The sequence below is a fragment of the Streptomyces sp. NPDC003011 genome (genome assembly GCF_053591515.1).
Genome location: NZ_JBSFTY010000138.1, coordinates 1 through 15,229, shown reverse-complemented (window position 1 = coordinate 15,229; position 15,229 = coordinate 1). Strand labels below are relative to the sequence as shown.

Genomic DNA, 15,229 nt, shown 5'->3' with positions numbered 1-15,229 from the left:
GCCGACACGATGCCGGGCTGGTTCCAGCCCATCGCCGAATACCAGCCCTTCACCCCCGCCATCGAAACCCTGCGCGGCCTGCTCCTGGGCACCGAGATCGGCCACAACGGCTGGCTCGCCCTCACCTGGTGCCTGGCCCTGACCGCCCTCGGCTACCGCTGGTCCACCACCCTGTTCAACCGCGACCCGAAGTAACCCCCACCACCGCACGGACCGCCCCCCACAACCCCTCCCGCCCCAGGGCGGCGTACTCCGACACCGCGTCGGCATACGCCGCCCCACCGCCATGCCGGGCCGCCTGCCGGACAGCGGAGGCGCGGCAGCCGCGCGCAGTCACTGCCCTGGCCCGCTCCTCCGCCCAGGCTCGCGCCCGCCGGGTACAGCCGGGGCGGGTCCCGGTGGCCGCGGCGAACGACTTGGCGGGGTCCCGGCTCGCGGGCCGGCCTGGCGGTCCGCGGCCGCTTCGAGCGCCGCCGTCGGTCGCTGGGACCGAATCGGCTCGGCGGACTCAGGCGTGACGGGCGAGCTTGACCGCGGAGACGAGCAGGAGCGCGGCCAGGACGGGGATGAGCACCAGGTCCGAGAACACGCCGAGGAGCAGCCCGCCCAGCGTCGCGCCGGCGATCGAGCCGCCGGCCATCACCAGGGTGAAGCGGTGGTTGGCGCGCAGCACCGCGAAGCTGCCGTCACGGCTGTAGCGGGCGAAGGCCACCAGCATCGTCGGCAGCGACACCAGCAGGGACAGGCTTCCCGCCGTCTTGATGTCCACGCCGAACAGCAGCACGATCGTCGGGATCAGCAGCTCTCCCCCGGCCACTCCCATGATCGCCGCGACCACCCCGATGGCGAACCCGGCCACGACTCCGCTGGGCACCTCCGCCCACAGCGGCAGCGCGAGCGTTCCCAGGGTGGTGGTGTGCGTGACCAGCAGGGCCGCGGCCATGAGCACCATCAGCCCTGCCAGCACCTTGTGGAGGGTGGAGCTGCGCATCCGCACCGCCCAGGACGCTCCGGCCCAGGCGCCCGCCAGGCTCCCGGCCAGCAGGTTGACCGCGACAGGCCAGTGCGCGGCCACGTCGGAGGCCGGCACCACCACCAAGCGGGCGGGAAGCGCGACCACGACCACCACCAGGCTCATCGCCTTGTTCAGGATGACGGCGGAGAGCGCGGCGAACCCGAACAGGCTGATCAGCAGCGGCAGGCGGAACTCCGCGCCGCCCAGCCCGATCATCCCGCCCAGAACACCGATGGCCGCTCCCGCACCGAACACCACGAGAGCCGAGTGCGTCGGACGAGGCGGGACGAGGTTCTGGCCGGTGGTCATGGCGGGCATTCTCACCGGCCGTGGGTCCGGGCCGCTACGGCACGGCCCGACGGTGGCCGGCTGGAACTGTCCTGTCCCGGACAACTGTGGGCAGGGCGAGGTTCTGACCTGCGGTGCCTACGGTTGAGTGGGACGAGTGGGCTCCTCCTGTCCCGCTCGACCGCAGGCAGCCGCCTCCGGGGGTGTGTCAGCGCGCTGCGAGGTGTGCGAGCAGCTCGGCGGCGGGCTTCGGGTGGACGAGCCAGCGCAGGTGACTCCCTTCGAGTGTCCGGACGTCGAAGGGGTTGTCGGGTGTGAGCGCATCGGCTTCGCGAATCATGCGGTCCTGCACGGCGAGCGGAAGGCTGGCATCGGCGGCCAGGCGCACATAGGTCCTGCGAATCCGGCCCCAGGTCGTGGCCTGTGCCCGGTCGGCGGACGTACCGACGTCGAGGTTCTCATCAGGCTGGAAGGTGTTCAGGAAGGTCCGGAACTCGTCATCGGTGAGGTCGGCGGCGAACGCTTGCTTGAACGCGGCGAGCGCCGCCGGGTCGGCGGTGCGGAAGTTGGTCCGGAGCAGACCGAGTTCGGCCGGGTTCCCGACGAGCGTGGCAGCGAAGGCTCCCGCGTCGACGTCGGCCATCTCCGGCTGGGCGTAGTAGTCGCTCACGTCCAGATCGACGGGGCACCAGGCGGAGACGTAAACGACCCGGTCGATCAGCTCGGGCCGGGCGTTGGCGACGGCGGTGGTCGTGATGCCGCCCCTGCTGTGGGCGACGAGGATGGTGGGCCCGTTCCGCTTGGCCCGTTCGAGGACTTCGATCACGCGGGCGGCGTTGTCGGCGAGCGTGACTCCCTTGATGCTCCCCGGTTCTGCGGCGAGGGCGTCGAGATCCTGGGGAGCCTGGTAGGCCGCGGGGAAGGTCGCCTCGAATCCGTGCCCCGGAAGGTCGACCGCGACCGAGCGGTGCCCACGTAAGGCGAGCTCGGCTTGCAGCGGCGCGAACGAGAACGAATTCGCGAAGGCCCCGTGAACGAAAACGAATGTCGGCAGAGTCTGCATGCCTCAGCCTCCCATGTCCTGTCTCAGGCAAGTCCGGGTAGCGCGAGTCGGTGACCTGCGGTGCCCGGAGATCAATGAGACGGTTCAGCTTGTGTTCGTCTCGGCTGACTCCGGGCACGGCAAGAGCGCCCGAGCCGGCCGAAGCCGACCCGGGCGTCCAGCCAACACACCTGTACAGGGGCCTACTTGACGGTCCGATAGGCCCGGTGGATCGTCTGCTTCAGGGTGTTGCCGGCCGCGTCCGTGAGCGTCACGCGCAGAGAGACCGCGCCCGCCTTCGCCGGGTGACGCAGGTCGAGGCGCTTGCCGTCGGCCGCCTTCGCCGGGTGCCAGGTCCGGCCGTCGTCGTACGAGACGGAGAAGGCCAACTTGCGGGCGGTGCGCGCGGTGGCCGCGCCCTCGACCGTGAACGGGACGGAGAAACGCGTACCCGCCTTGGCCGTGCTCTCCGTGGACAGCCGGGGCGTGAAGCGGACCACCGACAGCGGCAGCCGCTGCCCGACACCGGTGACGTGCGCGGAGGTGAAGGTCCACTCGGCGGTGACCCGGGTGCTGACCGAGGACAGCGTGGTGGGGCGGGAGACGTCCGTGGTGAGACGGAACGAGCGCTTGGCAGCGGGGAGTTCGTACGAGATGCCGGTCAGCGGCGTGTCCACGGCGAAGACCCGCGTGCCGCCCGCGTACAGGGTGCTCCTGGCCCTGCTGTACCGGGAGTCGCCGATATGGCCGGCGCCGTCGGAGAAGAGGGGGAGGTAGGCGAGGAAGGTGTCGCCGACGCGGACCGCGCCGGGGCGGTCCGCGCCGTCCGTCAGCGGGCCGGTGAGGTGCGGGCCGAAGACGCCGGTGTTGAAGCGCTCGGTGTACTGCTTGCCCGCGCTGTAGGAGCGGGGCTTCGCGGTCCACTGGCCGGCCTCCCACACCGGTTCGCCGTCCGCGTCCTTGCCGCCGTCCTGCGAGACGGAGTACCGCCACCGCACGCCCGGCAGGACGTACTCGGTGAAAGCGCCCGGCAGCGAGCGCGTGTCGAGGTGGAAGTCGAACGACGAGCCGCCCGGAGTCATCGGCGCGGCGACGAGCGTCGCCGTCTTGCCCCTGGCGGGCGCACCGGCGGCGAGCGTGACCTTGGCGAACTGGCCGCGCTTCGGGTTCGCGGTGAAGCCCGACAGGTCGCCGGTACGGTTCCAGGTCGGCCGGTAGTGCGTACTGCCGTGCGTCCAGGTGCCGTTGTACTGCGCGAACGCCTCGCCCGCCGGAAGCCGGGCCCCGAACTGACCGACGCGCAGCCTGCCGAAGTCGCCCATGTCGTACGTGGAGACGCTCCGGTTCCCGCCGATGTCGAACCCGTAGTTGAGGGTGGCGTCGGTGTGCTTGGCCCTGCTGTCCGGCACGGTGATCCGGATCGGCTTGGCCTCGCGGGCGTCCATGACGAGGGTGGTGTCACGGGTGAGCGAGAACTTCGGGTTGAGCAGGAGGGCCAGCTCCCCGGAGTCGGCGTCGGGGGTCGCGCCCGTGTCGATCCGGCCTTCGAGGCTGTAACGCCCCTTGGGTAGCCGTACGGTGAACTCGCCGTCCGTGTCGTCGGAGTAGTCCTGCCAGATCTCGTTGTCCAGGCCCTGCACCCCGGTCTGCGAACGGGTGGCGGTCCTGCCCCGCAGGTCGAGGTGCTTGACCGTCAGGTCGTACGACTCGACCTCGCGGTGTACGCCGATGCCGGTCCGTACGGTCGTCCCCGCGCCGTCCGTCGCGGTGAGCGCGCCGCCGAAGGAGCCGTCGGCCGTGCCCGCGCCGCTGTCGGCGGTGACCTGGGCGGTCGCGGTGGCGCCCGCCGCAACCGTGAGCTGCTTCGGCGAGACCTCGAACATGCCCTCGGCGGCGGGCTTTCCGTCCTCGCCGTACGCCTCGGTGCTCAGGTCGAGGGTGAGGGGGCGGTCGCCGTCGTTGCGGTAGGTGACCGTCTTCGTGGCCGGCTGGTCGTCGGTGTGCGGCCACTGCCGGGCGGGGAAGCCGAGGGCGGCCGGGTTGGTGGTGAGCTGCTGGTCGAGGGCTCGCGTGAGGTCCGTACGGCCCGTGCCCTGCGCGAACGCCGAGACACCGGCGGTCGGCTTGGCGGACGCGGTGAGCGCGGCCTTGATGCGCTCACCGGTCCAGTCGGGGTGGCGCTGGGCGAGGATCGCGGCGGCGCCCGCGACATGCGGGGTCGCCATCGACGTACCGCTCATCGAGACGTAGCCGTCGGCGGCCGGGTCGCCCTCCGTGCCCTCGGCGGCCTTCGCGGCGACGATGTCGACGCCGGGGGCGGTGAGGTCGGGCTTGAGGGAACCGTCCGCCGTCGGGCCTCGGCTGGAGAAATCGGCCATCGCGTCGGTGCGGTCCACCGCGCCCACGGTGAGCGCGGCGGCGGCGCTGCCCGGCGAACCGACGGTGCCGGCGGCGGGGCCCTCGTTGCCGGCGGCGATCACGAAGAGGGCGCCGGAGGAGGCGGACAGCTCGTCCACCGCCTGTTCGAGGGGGTCGTCACCGGGGCTGTCGGGGCCGCCCAGGCTCAGGTTGACCACCTCGGCGCCCTGCGCGACGGCCCACTGCGCACCGGCGATGACGCCGGACTCCTCGCCGTGGCCGCCGTCGTCGAGCACCTTGCCGCTGATCAGCCGGGCGCCCGGCGCGACCCCCTGGTACTTCCCCCCGGCGTGCGCGCCGGACCCCGCGACCGTGGACGCCACATGCGTGCCGTGACCCACCCGGTCGACGGTGTCCGCCGCCTCGGAGAAGTTCTTCGCCGCGTCGATACGGCCCTTCAGATCCGGGTGCGTGCCGTCGACCCCGGTGTCCAGCACGGCGACCTTGACGCCCGTGCCGTCGTACCCGGCTGCCCAGGCCTCGGGGGCGCCGATCTGGGCGGTGCTCCGGTCGAGGGCCGCCTCGACCTTCCCGTCGAGCCAGATCCTCTCGACCCGGTCGGCGGCGGCCGACCTCTCCCGCGCCGTCCCCCCGCTCCCGGTGAGCGCCTCCCACAGCTCGGCGCCCTCGGACTTACGGGCCTTCAGCGCGTCCCCGTTGACGCTGGACAGGTCCCGGCTGACCCGGGCTCCAGCGGCGGACAGCGCGCTCGGCGCGAGGGTGCGGCCCTTGGCGTACGTCACGATCAGCGGGAGGTCGGGGCGGGCCGCGTCGTCGTAACCCCACTCGACCAGCTGCGTCACGTCGAACAGCCGCCTGTCGGCGGTGCCGTTCGCGAGGAGCCGCTCGGCATCACGCGGCACGACGTAGGTGCGGTCGGCGTCCCGCGCTATTCGGAAGGCGGTGCCTTCCCGACCCTTGCCGGGCCGCACACCGGTGACCTGTCCGGTGGCGTCCAGGGTGACCCGATCGCCGGTGACGAGGGTGACTGTCCTGGCCTTGCCGAGGGCGCCGGCCGTACCTGCCGTACCTGCCGTACCGCCGGCGGACTGTGCGGCCCCGGATTCCGGGGCACCGAGCAGGGCCGCGGCAAGGGCGGCGGCGACGAGCACGGCGAGAGCGGAAGCCTCACTCGCTCGCCTCTCACGGTGATTCAAGGCATGCCTTTCTCTCCGGACCTTCGGGCATGGCGGAGCAGCCCGGCGGACGGGACAAAGAAACAGAGGGGGAAAGAGGCGCGCCTTCGCAAAGGGGCGCGGGGCGTACGGACTCAGACGAGCCGCTTACGACCCCAGAAGAAGAGGAACGCCACGACACCGGCGGTCAGGGCGAACAGAATCGACGCCCCGAACCACTGCATACCGTTCATCTGCGACATCGGGAGGTAATCCACCGACCAGCCCACGACATCGGCCTTGTCCAGGCACACCTGCCGTGCCGCTTCGGTCTGCGACCCCGAACAGGTGCCCCAGCCCACCAGATCCCCGCTGCCGGTGAGATACGACTGGTCGATTTCGTAGGCGCCCTGGGGGAGCGACGGGGACACGTTCTCGCCCGTGACCCCCTTGTTCGTCGTGACCGTGACGACGTTGCCGAGCGACAGCAGGAAGTAGCCCCAGACGAGCTGGAGGACGACGGTGAAACCGAAGGTGACCACCATGGCCGTCAGCGTGCGCCGCAGCACCACACCGATCGCCACCCCGCCGAAGACGGAGAAGAGGGAGAGGGCGACAGGCACCGGGCCCGTCGTGTTGAACGCGGCGACCGAGGTCCAGTCCATGACCCTGACCTCGGACTTGACGGGGTTCCACCACCAGCCGAACACCGCCGACAACACGCCCGTGCTCACCACGGCCACCAGTCCGGCCAGCGCCAGCTTCGTGGCGAGCCAGCGGGTCCGGCTCACGGACTGGGCGGCGACCAGCTTGGCGGTGCCGTTCTCCAGGTCGCCCGCGATGAGCGGGGCGCCGAGGAAGACACCGAGCAGGATGGGTATCGCCTGGAGACCCATGGAGACGAAGGAGAACGCGTCGACGTACTGCTGGAACCTGCCGCCCGCCTCGTCGAGGCTCTTGCCGGGATAGCCGTAACCGTCGAGGAAGTCGACCAGCTGGCCGCGCTGGTAGACGATCCAGGCCACGGAGAGCGCGGTGGCGGCGAGGATCGTCCAGAACGCGGCCCGGTGCTGGCGCCAGACCAGCCAGGTCATACCGCTGAGTCGGGGGCGCCGGTTGGCCTGCGTGGTGGTCGCGTTCAAGGTCCCGTCGGTGGTCCCGTCCATGGTCCCGTTCATGGTCCCGTTCTTGCCGTCGCTCGTGGAGCCGGTCGAGGTGCTGGTCGAGCTGCGGGTGAAGGTGCTCATGCCGCCACCGCCCCGGTGCCGAACCCCTGGCCGTGGACCTGTGCGGTGGGGGTGATCAGCGGTGGTGCGTCGGGCGAGCGGAGATAGGCGAGCAGGAGTTCCTCCATGTTCGGGGCGTTCATGTCCCAGGGGCCGGTGACCGGGCCCTCGGGGCGGATGAGCGCGGTGAACTGCCGTCCGCTGGTCCGGGACTCGACGAGGGTGTGGCGCCCGAGGGCGGGAGGCATGCCGTCACCCTCCTTGGCACCCGTGACCAGGGTGTGCACGGACATCAGCTCGTCCACGTCACCGGCGAGGCGCACTCCGCCGCCGGAGACGACGACGAGGTAGTCGCACACGTTCTCCAGTTCGGCCAGGACGTGGGTGGACATCAGCACGGTGGTTCCGCGCTCGGCGGCCTCGGCGAGGAGGGTGCCCATGATCTCGTGGCGCACGACCGGATCGAGGTCCGACATCGGCTCGTCGAGCATCAGCAGGTCGGGGCGCTTTCCGAAGGCGAGGGCGATGGCGACGCGGGTGCGCTGGCCTCCGGAGAGGGTGCTGATCTTCGCGTCGAAGGGCACGTTGCCCGCGCGGATGATGTCCTCGGCGGCACGCTGGTCCCAGCCGGGGTTCAGCTCCCGGCCCAGACGCAGGGTCTCCGCCACGGTGAAGCGGCGGAACAGGGGCTTCTCCTGGGCGAGGAACGCTGTGCGCCGACCGGACTCCACCGAGCCCGGAGCCTCACCGAACAGGCTGATCGAGCCGTTCGTCGGCTGCAGGACATGGGCCGCGATGCTCAGCAGCGTGGTCTTGCCCGCCCCGTTGGGTCCCACCAGGCCGCAGATCCGTCCCGCCGGGAGCCGGAAGGAGCAGTCCCGCAACGCCCAGCCCCGCCGGTAGCGCATCCCCAGCCCGTACGCCTCGATAGCCGGTTCCCCCGCGTACATACCTTCACTCACCTGTGCTCCTGGTTGTCGTGGCCCCCGTGGACCCCGTTGTCGTGGACCCCGTTGCCGCCACGTTCCCGGCGGCGTACTGCTTCTCCATCGCCGACGCGACCAGCGCGGCCACGTCCTCCTGCTCCAGACCGGCCCCGGCCGCCTTCGACATCCACGCCACCAGCTCCGCGTACAGCGGCGAGTCGGTGCCCGTCTCGGGGCGGCCCAGCGTGCGGCGTACGAAGGTGCCCTGGCCCGGTCGCGGTTCGACCAGGCCCTCGCGCTCCAGCTCGCGGTACGCCTTGAGGGTGGTGTTCGGGTTGACCGTGCTGGTCGCGGCGACCTCCTTGGCGGTGGGCAGCCGGTCACCCGGCACGAGGACGCCCAGCCGGAGGGCCTGCTTGGTCTGCTGCACGATCTGCTGGAAGGCGGGGACCCCGCTCCGCCTGTCGATGCGGTACTCCACGATCACCACCATCATTCCACTACTTGATTAGTGGAATGATGGTGGAGGGGGGTGAGGGCGGTTGTCAATGCCGACCGGGGACGAGGACAAGCGGGTGGGAGGTGCGCTGACCGTCTTTTTCCAGGCGTCGCGCTGTGCCTGTTGCTGCTTTCGTTGGTTGCTGACGGTCGCCCAGAGCGCGCCGGAGAGACCGGTGAGCGCCGCTGAGAGTGCGCCTGACGCCGTGATCACGGAGTTCTGCATCCCCGCATTGAGCGATGTTCGGACCGGTGACGGGCGGTGGTCGACGGGCGGTGGTCGACGGGCGGTGGTCTCGTGGTGCGGTCACCCGTGCCGCGATGACGTGAGGTGCCCGGAGCCGGGTGAGACACGTTTCGCCAGTGCGTCTCACTCAACTCCGGGCAAGTCCCGCTACACACTTTTGCAAGCGCCTGCTTGCAATAGTTAGCGGGGGTGGTGCAAGGTGGAGGCATGGCATCACTCAACGTCGGCAATCTCGGTGAGTACCTGCGCGAGCAGCGGCGCAACGCGCAGCTGTCGCTGCGGCAGCTCGCCGACGCCGCCGGGGTGTCCAATCCGTATCTGAGCCAGATCGAGCGCGGGCTGCGCAAGCCGAGCGCGGAGGTGTTGCAGCAGGTCGCCAAGGCGCTGCGGATCTCCGCCGAGACGCTGTACGTGCGGGCCGGGATCCTCGACGCCGAGCGGGACGGGGAGGAGCGCCTCCGGGAAGGCGCGACACGCGCCGTCCTCCTCGCCGACCCCACGCTGAACGACCGGCAGAAGCAGGTGCTGCTCCAGATCTACGAGTCCTTCCGCAAGGAGAACGGGTTCGGGATCGACGACGCGGACCACGAGGACGGTACCGACCGCGCCGACCCGCCGGATGTACCCACCGACGCCGCCGCTCTCAGCGAGGATGCTGTGAGTGACGCGAACTTGGGCACCCAGGACGGCGACCCCGCCGTACGGGCGGCCCGCACGGCGGACGGACCCCGGTCCTCCCGTCGTACCCGCACGACCGGCGGCAGTGACGCCGGCCCGCAGCAGACGGCCAGTTGAGCCGGACCAGGGCACCGACCGTCTGACTGCGGACCACAAACCCTCAGCCGAAAGCGAATCCGGGAGGACCATCACCATGGCCATCACCGACGACCTGCGCAAGACCCTCAGCAACCCGACTCCGCTCTACTTCGCCGCCGGCACCGCCGACCTGGCTCTTCAGCAGGCCAAGAAGGTTCCCGGTCTGGTGGAGCAGCTGCGGGCCGAGGCCCCGGCGCGGATCGAGGCCGTGCGCAACACCGACCCGAAGGCCGTGCAGGAGAAGGCCCAGACGCGTGCCAAGGAGGCCAGCGCCAAGGCCAAGGAGGCTCAGGAGACCCTCCAGGTCAAGGTCGGCGAGTTCATCGGCACCCTCGACGGTGACCTGAAGAAGCTCGGCGAGACCGCCCAGGACTTCGCCCTGCGCAGTGTGGGCGTCGCCGCCGAGTACGCCGTCAAGGCCCGCGAGACCTACGAGAAGGTCGCCGAGCGCGGCGAGCAGACCGTGCGGACCTGGCGCGGCGAGGCCGCCGAGGAGATCGAGGAACTGGCGATCGCCGTCGAGCCGAACGCCGAGCCGAAGCCGCAGCCGGTCGCGGTCAAGGACGAGCCGAAGCCCGCCGAGGCCAAGGCCGAGCCGGCCCCGGCGCCGAAGCCCGTCGCGAAGAAGGCCCCGGCCCGCAAGGCCCCCGCCGCCAAGAAGACCACGCCGCCCGCGAAGTAGGCACAGCGGCGGTACGCGTACGGGCCGGGCACTCTCAGGGTGCCCGGCCCGTTCTTCGGGTAGCGGAGTCGCGGGAACGGGTACGGTGACCGCGTGACGACGAGCCGAGTCTGGTGGTGGACGTAGTGCTGATGCAGGGATTCGCCGGGTTCATGTGGCTGCTGAGCATGGCCCTGATCCTTTTCAGCGGCTTCGCGCTGATCGACGCCGCCACGCGGCGTGAGGACGCCTACCGCGCGGCCGACAAGAAGACCAAGCCCTTCTGGCTGGTCATCCTCGGGCTCGCCTTCGTGGTGAACCTGATCTTCAACATCCTGTCGTTCCTGCCGATCATCGGCCTCATCGCGACGATCGTGTACATGGTCGACGTACGGCCGGCCCTGCGTGGTCTGCCGGGCGGTGGCCGCAGCCGGCGCGGCGGCTCCAGCAGCGACGGCCCCTACGGGCCGTACAACGGCGGGCGCTGACGCGTCGCCCCGAGGGGCGCGGGGCCGCGTCGGTGCGGCCCCTCCGCCGCGCGGGCGGAACCGGCACGGCGGACCGGGCTCATCGGCCCGGCGGACCAGGTGTGATCAGCCGGGCGGACCAAGGGCACGGCAGCACGGCAGTCGGCGCGGACCAGCCGACGCGGGCCAGCCGTCGGCATGCGGCGGGACCGGCGCGGCGGACAGGGCTCGTCAGTCCGGCGGACCAGGCGTGATCAGCCCGGCGGACCAAGGGCACGGCAGCGCAGCGGTCGGCGCGCAGCAGCACACGCGGACCAGCCGTCGCGGACCAGTGGACGCGGGCCAGCCGTCGGCATGCGGCGGAAGCCGGAGCGCTGGGGTTCCGTTCAGCCCGTCCGGTCCAGCAGCAGCACCGCCACGTCGTCCGTCAGCTCGCCGCCGTTGAGGTCGCGGACCTCGTTGACCGTGGCCTGCAGCAGCTCCTCGCCGCGCAGCCCCTCGGCGAGCTGGCGGCGGACGATCTCCACCATGCCGTCCTGGCCGAGCCGCTCCCGGCCCGCGCCTACATGGCCCTCGATCAGACCGTCGGTGTAGAGCATCAGGCTCCACTCGGCCCCCAGCTCCACCTGCATGCGCGGCCAGCGGGCGCCGGGGAGCAGGCCGAGGGCGGGGCCGTTGTTCTCGTACGGGAGGAGCCGGGCCGGCCGGCCCGGGCGGGCGACCAGCGGGGCCGGGTGTCCGGCCAGGCACAGGCCCGCGCGGCGGCCGTCGGGCGCGATGTCCACCGTGCACAGCGTCGCGAAGATCTCGTCGTCGGAGCGTTCGTGCTCCAGGACCTGCTGGAGCGTGCCGAGCAGCGCGTCGCCGCACAGGCCCGCCAGGGTCAGCGCGCGCCAGGCGATGCGCAGCTCCACGCCGAGCGCCGCCTCGTCCGGGCCGTGCCCGCAGACGTCGCCGATCATGGCGTGGACCGTGCCGTCCGGGGTGCGGACGGTGTCGTAGAAGTCGCCGCCGAGCAGGGCACGCGAACGGCCGGGGCGGTAACGGGCGGCGAAGCGGAGTGAGGACCCCTCCAGGAGGGGCGTGGGCAGCAGACCGCGTTCCAGGCGACGGTTCTCCTGGGCGCGCATCCGGCCCTCGGCGAGCCGCCGCTCGGCCGTGTCGGAACGCTTGCGCTCCACCGCGTAGCGGATCGCCCGGCTCAGCAGCCGGCCGTCCAGCTCGTCCCGGAAGAGGTAGTCCTGGGCGCCCACCCGCACCGCCTCCGCGCCGCGCTCGGCGTCGCCGGACGCCGTCAGCACGAGGACGGCGTGCCGGGGCGCGAGCTCCAGCACGTGCCGCAGTACGGCGAGCTCGTCGTCGTTCTCGGTCCGGCCGGGGGCGGGCAGCGCCAGGTCCAGCAGGATGCAGTGGACGTCGTCGGTGAGCAGCCGCTCGGCCTCGGTGAGGTTGCGGGCCGTGCGTACGCGGATCGGCTTGCCGGCCGAGTCCAGCAGCTCGGGCATGACCGTGGAGCCGCCGGGGTCGTCCTCGATCACCAGCAGTGTGAGGCTGGTGCCGGTGGGGGAGAGGGAGCCGGCGGCGGGCGCTGGCCTGCCGGAGGCTCTGCCGGCGGTGGCGGTCTGGCCGACGGTGGCGGTCTGGCCGACGTGGCCGAGGTGGTCGGCGTGGCCGGGGGTGCCGGGGGTGCCGGCCGTATCGTTGGTACCGGAGGTGTCCGGCGTACCGGCCGTGCCGGTCGCGCCGCCGCGGCCGGTGGGCCCGGTGGCGGTGTTTCCGGCCGGGGCCGCCTCGCGCGGGGCCTCCGCCTTCGAGGGGCCGGAGCCTGAGGACGCGGCCTGCGCCTGACCACTCTCCACGGCCGGGATCGCTCTCTGCCGCGGTACGGGTACGGGCATCGTCTTGGGTTCCTTCCCTCCCCCCGAGGGCACGGCAGGGCGAGGGTCCTCGACCTACCGACGGGGACCATAGCGGTAGTCGGCGCCGCAACGGAATGGTGTGCGGCACCCCGGATGGCCGCGCGCCACTGTCATATGCCGCGATCCGTACCGCAGTTGGACACGTCGCCGGTCCGCCCGGGATGACGAAGGTCACGTCCGTGAGGGGTTTGGCGGCCATCCGGACGTGGGCCAGGTCACGTGACCCGGTTCACGCGTCAGGCGCCCGGCCGCACCACCCCGAGTATCGGCATGGACCCCGCCCCCGCGATCGTCACCGTCCGCCCCGGCCGCGGGGCGTGCACGATCGCGCCGTCGCCCACGTACATCCCGACATGGCTGGCGTCGTCGAAGTAGATGATCAGGTCGCCGGGGCGCATGTCCTCGACGGCGACGCGCTGGAGCTGTCGCCACTGCTGCTGCGAGGTGCGCGGGATGGGACTGCCGGCGCTCGCCCAGGCCTGTGAGGTCAGACCGGAGCAGTCGTACGTGTCCGGGCCCTCGGCGCCCCAGGCGTACGGCTTGCCCGTCTGGGCCGTGGCGAACTCCACCGCCTTCTTGCCCTGGGCGCTGGCCTCGCCGGTGACCTGGTCGAGAACCCCGGAGTCCAGCCACGCGGTCTGCGCCTTGAGCGCGGCCGCCCGCTCCAGCTCGGCGAGGCGCTCCTTCTCCTCCTTCTCCAGCTGGGACTCGAGCTTCTCGGCCGCCGCGATCTGCCGCGTGATCTTCTTCTTCGCGGCGGCCTTGGCCTTGCGGCCCGCCTCCAGCTTCGTCCACTGGGCGGAGGCGTCCTGGGAGTACTGCTCCAAGTCCTGCTGGGTGCGGGTCATCTCCTCGATGACGGCCTTCGTGGCGCGCTGGCCCTGGAGCACCCGGCCCGCGCCGTCGAGGAACTCCCGCGGGTCGTCGCTGAGCATCAGGTGCGCCTCGTCCGGCAGTCCGCCGCCGCGGTACTGGGCGCGGGCCGCGGCCCCCGCGCGGTCCTTCAGCCGGTCCAGCTTCTCCTTGCCCTGGACGATCTTCTTGGCCAGGGCGACGATCTCGGCCGACTGCCGCTCGGCCTTCTCCCCGGCGTCGTTGTACGCGTCGGTGGCGACGGCCGCGTCGTGATAGAGGTCGTCCAGCTTCTTGCGTACGGCCTCAAGATCCTTGTCGGTGGCGGCAGTCGTGGCGGTTGTGGCAGTCGCGGCGGTCGGGGACCCCGGCGTGGTGCTGGGGGACGGCGTGGGGGGCGGGGCGGCGAACGCCGTGCCCGGCGCCGTCAGCACGGTGACCGCGCAGACGACGGTCACGGCCGCTGTGATCAGCCCGCGCTTGCCCGCTCCCATAGCCCTGCCCCCACAGCTGATTTACCGTCAGTAACTTACGGATGCCTGGGGGATCGTGCCACGTATGTGTGCTGAACGACAGAGGTCGTCCCGCACGTCGGCAGAGTCAGTGCGAGTCGGTGTTTCCCCCCTTTCCACCCCCGGCATGACGATCTCCCCGTCTGTGTGACGAACGACTCACGGAGATCGTTCCCCGCACGTCAGAGGCCCTGCCGGAGAACGGGTTCCTCCCCTCAAGGCGGGCGCCGCAGTCACCCCCGGGGCGCCAGCGCCCCCCACGTCACCGTCACCTCGCCCTGCCGCCACCGCACCGGCCCGTCCGTCACCGGCCAGTCGGCCGCGAGGTCCCGTACCGCACGGATCCAGCGCTGGCGGGCGCCGTAGGACGCGTAGGGCGCGGCGGCGGCCCAGGCGCGGTCGAAGTCGCGCAGGAAGGCGTGCACCGGTTCGCCGGGGACGTTGCGGTGGATGAGTGCCTTCGGCAGGCGCTCGGCGAGGTCGGAGGGGCGCTCCAGGGAACCCAGCCGGGTCGCGAAGGTCACCGAGCGCGGTCCCTCCGGGCCGAGCGCCACCCACACGTGCCGGCGCCCGATCTCGTCACAGGTCCCCTCGACGAGCAGTCCGCCCTGGGAGCCCCCGGCGGCCGGGGCGAGACGGGAACACAGCCGCTCCCACACCGCGGCGACATCGCCCTCGTCGTACTGGCGCAGGACGTTGGCGGCACGGATCAGCCACGGCCGGCCGGGGACCGGAATCTCGAAGCCGCCGTGCCGGAAGGCGAGCCCGTCCCGCTCGTACGGTCGCGCCGCCGCGACCCGCGCCGGTTCGATCTCGACGCCGACCACGCGCGCGCGGGGCGCTTGTCCGCGCAGGCGGGCGAGCAGTTCGACGGCCGTCCAGGGCGCGGCACCGTACCCGAGGTCCACGGCGACGGGATCGGCGGCGCGCCGCAGCTCGGCCCCGTGCGCCGCCGCGATCCACCGGTCCATACGGCGCAGCCGGTTGGGATTGGTCGTCCCGCGCGTCACCGTTCCCACGATGGAGGTCCCCCCGCTCGAGCGAAGCCGGGAGTGAGGGAGGGTCGCTGAGCGGGCTGTCATGCGTACGAGGGTATGCGGGCATCCGGAAGCAGCACACGGGAGCGCCGCACGGGGACCGGCCGGCACCCGGGAGCGCCGCACGGGAGCGCCAAACGGCCCGGCCGGCACCCGGGAGCGCCGCACGGGAGCGCCAAACGGCCCGGCC

12 protein-coding genes and 1 pseudogene are annotated in these 15,229 nt (G+C 71.9%); 4 read left to right on the top strand and 9 right to left on the bottom strand.

What is annotated here, in order from left to right:
• Positions 1-195 (top strand): annotated as a pseudogene (locus ACWD0J_RS39305) (ABC transporter permease); the annotation flags it as partial.
• Between the two features lie 313 nt (positions 196-508).
• On the opposite strand, the gene ACWD0J_RS39300 reads toward ACWD0J_RS39305, so the two are convergent.
• From ACWD0J_RS39300 to ACWD0J_RS39275, 6 genes are all read right to left on the bottom strand, one after another.
• Positions 509-1,324, bottom strand: coding sequence for a sulfite exporter TauE/SafE family protein (locus ACWD0J_RS39300; protein WP_451500664.1), 816 nt, complete (start codon positions 1,322-1,324; stop codon positions 509-511).
• 187 nt (positions 1,325-1,511) lie between these two features.
• Entirely contained in the window at positions 1,512-2,366 is an 855-nt protein-coding gene (locus ACWD0J_RS39295) for an alpha/beta fold hydrolase (protein WP_451500663.1), read from the bottom strand.
• 182 nt (positions 2,367-2,548) lie between these two features.
• Complete coding sequence (locus ACWD0J_RS39290; protein ID WP_451500662.1) at positions 2,549-5,875, bottom strand: S8 family peptidase; 3,327 nt, start codon at positions 5,873-5,875, stop codon at positions 2,549-2,551.
• Between the two features lie 158 nt (positions 5,876-6,033).
• Positions 6,034-7,125: an ABC transporter permease gene (locus ACWD0J_RS39285; protein ID WP_451500661.1), complete on the bottom strand. Its 1,092-nt coding sequence runs from the start codon at positions 7,123-7,125 to the stop codon at positions 6,034-6,036.
• Positions 7,122-8,054, bottom strand: coding sequence for an ABC transporter ATP-binding protein (locus ACWD0J_RS39280; RefSeq protein ID WP_451500665.1), 933 nt, complete (start codon positions 8,052-8,054; stop codon positions 7,122-7,124). Before ACWD0J_RS39280 ends, ACWD0J_RS39285 begins: the two co-directional genes overlap by 4 nt.
• Positions 8,055-8,058: 4 nt before the next feature.
• The gene (locus ACWD0J_RS39275) at positions 8,059-8,526 is read right to left on the bottom strand and encodes a GntR family transcriptional regulator (protein ID WP_451500660.1); all 468 of its coding nucleotides are present in this window, start codon (positions 8,524-8,526) and stop codon (positions 8,059-8,061) included.
• Between the two features lie 456 nt (positions 8,527-8,982).
• On the opposite strand from ACWD0J_RS39275, the gene ACWD0J_RS39270 reads away from it, so the two are divergent.
• From ACWD0J_RS39270 to ACWD0J_RS39260, 3 genes are all read left to right on the top strand, one after another.
• The gene (locus tag ACWD0J_RS39270; protein WP_451500659.1) at positions 8,983-9,570 is read left to right on the top strand and encodes a helix-turn-helix domain-containing protein; all 588 of its coding nucleotides are present in this window, start codon (positions 8,983-8,985) and stop codon (positions 9,568-9,570) included.
• Between the two features lie 76 nt (positions 9,571-9,646).
• On the top strand, positions 9,647-10,273 hold the full coding sequence (locus tag ACWD0J_RS39265) for a hypothetical protein (protein ID WP_451500658.1): 627 nt from the start codon (positions 9,647-9,649) through the stop codon (positions 10,271-10,273).
• Between the two features lie 131 nt (positions 10,274-10,404).
• Entirely contained in the window at positions 10,405-10,740 is a 336-nt protein-coding gene (locus ACWD0J_RS39260; protein ID WP_286066390.1) for a DUF2516 family protein, read from the top strand.
• A 365-nt stretch (positions 10,741-11,105) separates the two neighbouring features.
• On the opposite strand, the gene ACWD0J_RS39255 is transcribed toward ACWD0J_RS39260, so the two are convergent.
• The 3 genes from ACWD0J_RS39255 to ACWD0J_RS39245 all read right to left on the bottom strand — a co-directional run bounded on the left by ACWD0J_RS39255 (position 11,106) and on the right by ACWD0J_RS39245 (position 15,021).
• Positions 11,106-12,617, bottom strand: a complete 1,512-nt coding sequence (locus tag ACWD0J_RS39255; RefSeq protein ID WP_451500657.1) for a PP2C family protein-serine/threonine phosphatase — start codon at positions 12,615-12,617, stop codon at positions 11,106-11,108.
• Positions 12,618-12,874: 257 nt separating this feature from the next.
• Positions 12,875-13,984, bottom strand: a complete 1,110-nt coding sequence (locus ACWD0J_RS39250) for an NlpC/P60 family protein (protein ID WP_451500656.1) — start codon at positions 13,982-13,984, stop codon at positions 12,875-12,877.
• Between the two features lie 251 nt (positions 13,985-14,235).
• Positions 14,236-15,021 carry a class I SAM-dependent methyltransferase gene (locus tag ACWD0J_RS39245; RefSeq protein ID WP_451500655.1) on the bottom strand — a complete coding sequence of 262 codons (786 nt, stop codon included), beginning with the start codon at positions 15,019-15,021 and terminating at the stop codon, positions 14,236-14,238.
• Between the last annotated feature and the right edge of the window lie 208 nt (positions 15,022-15,229).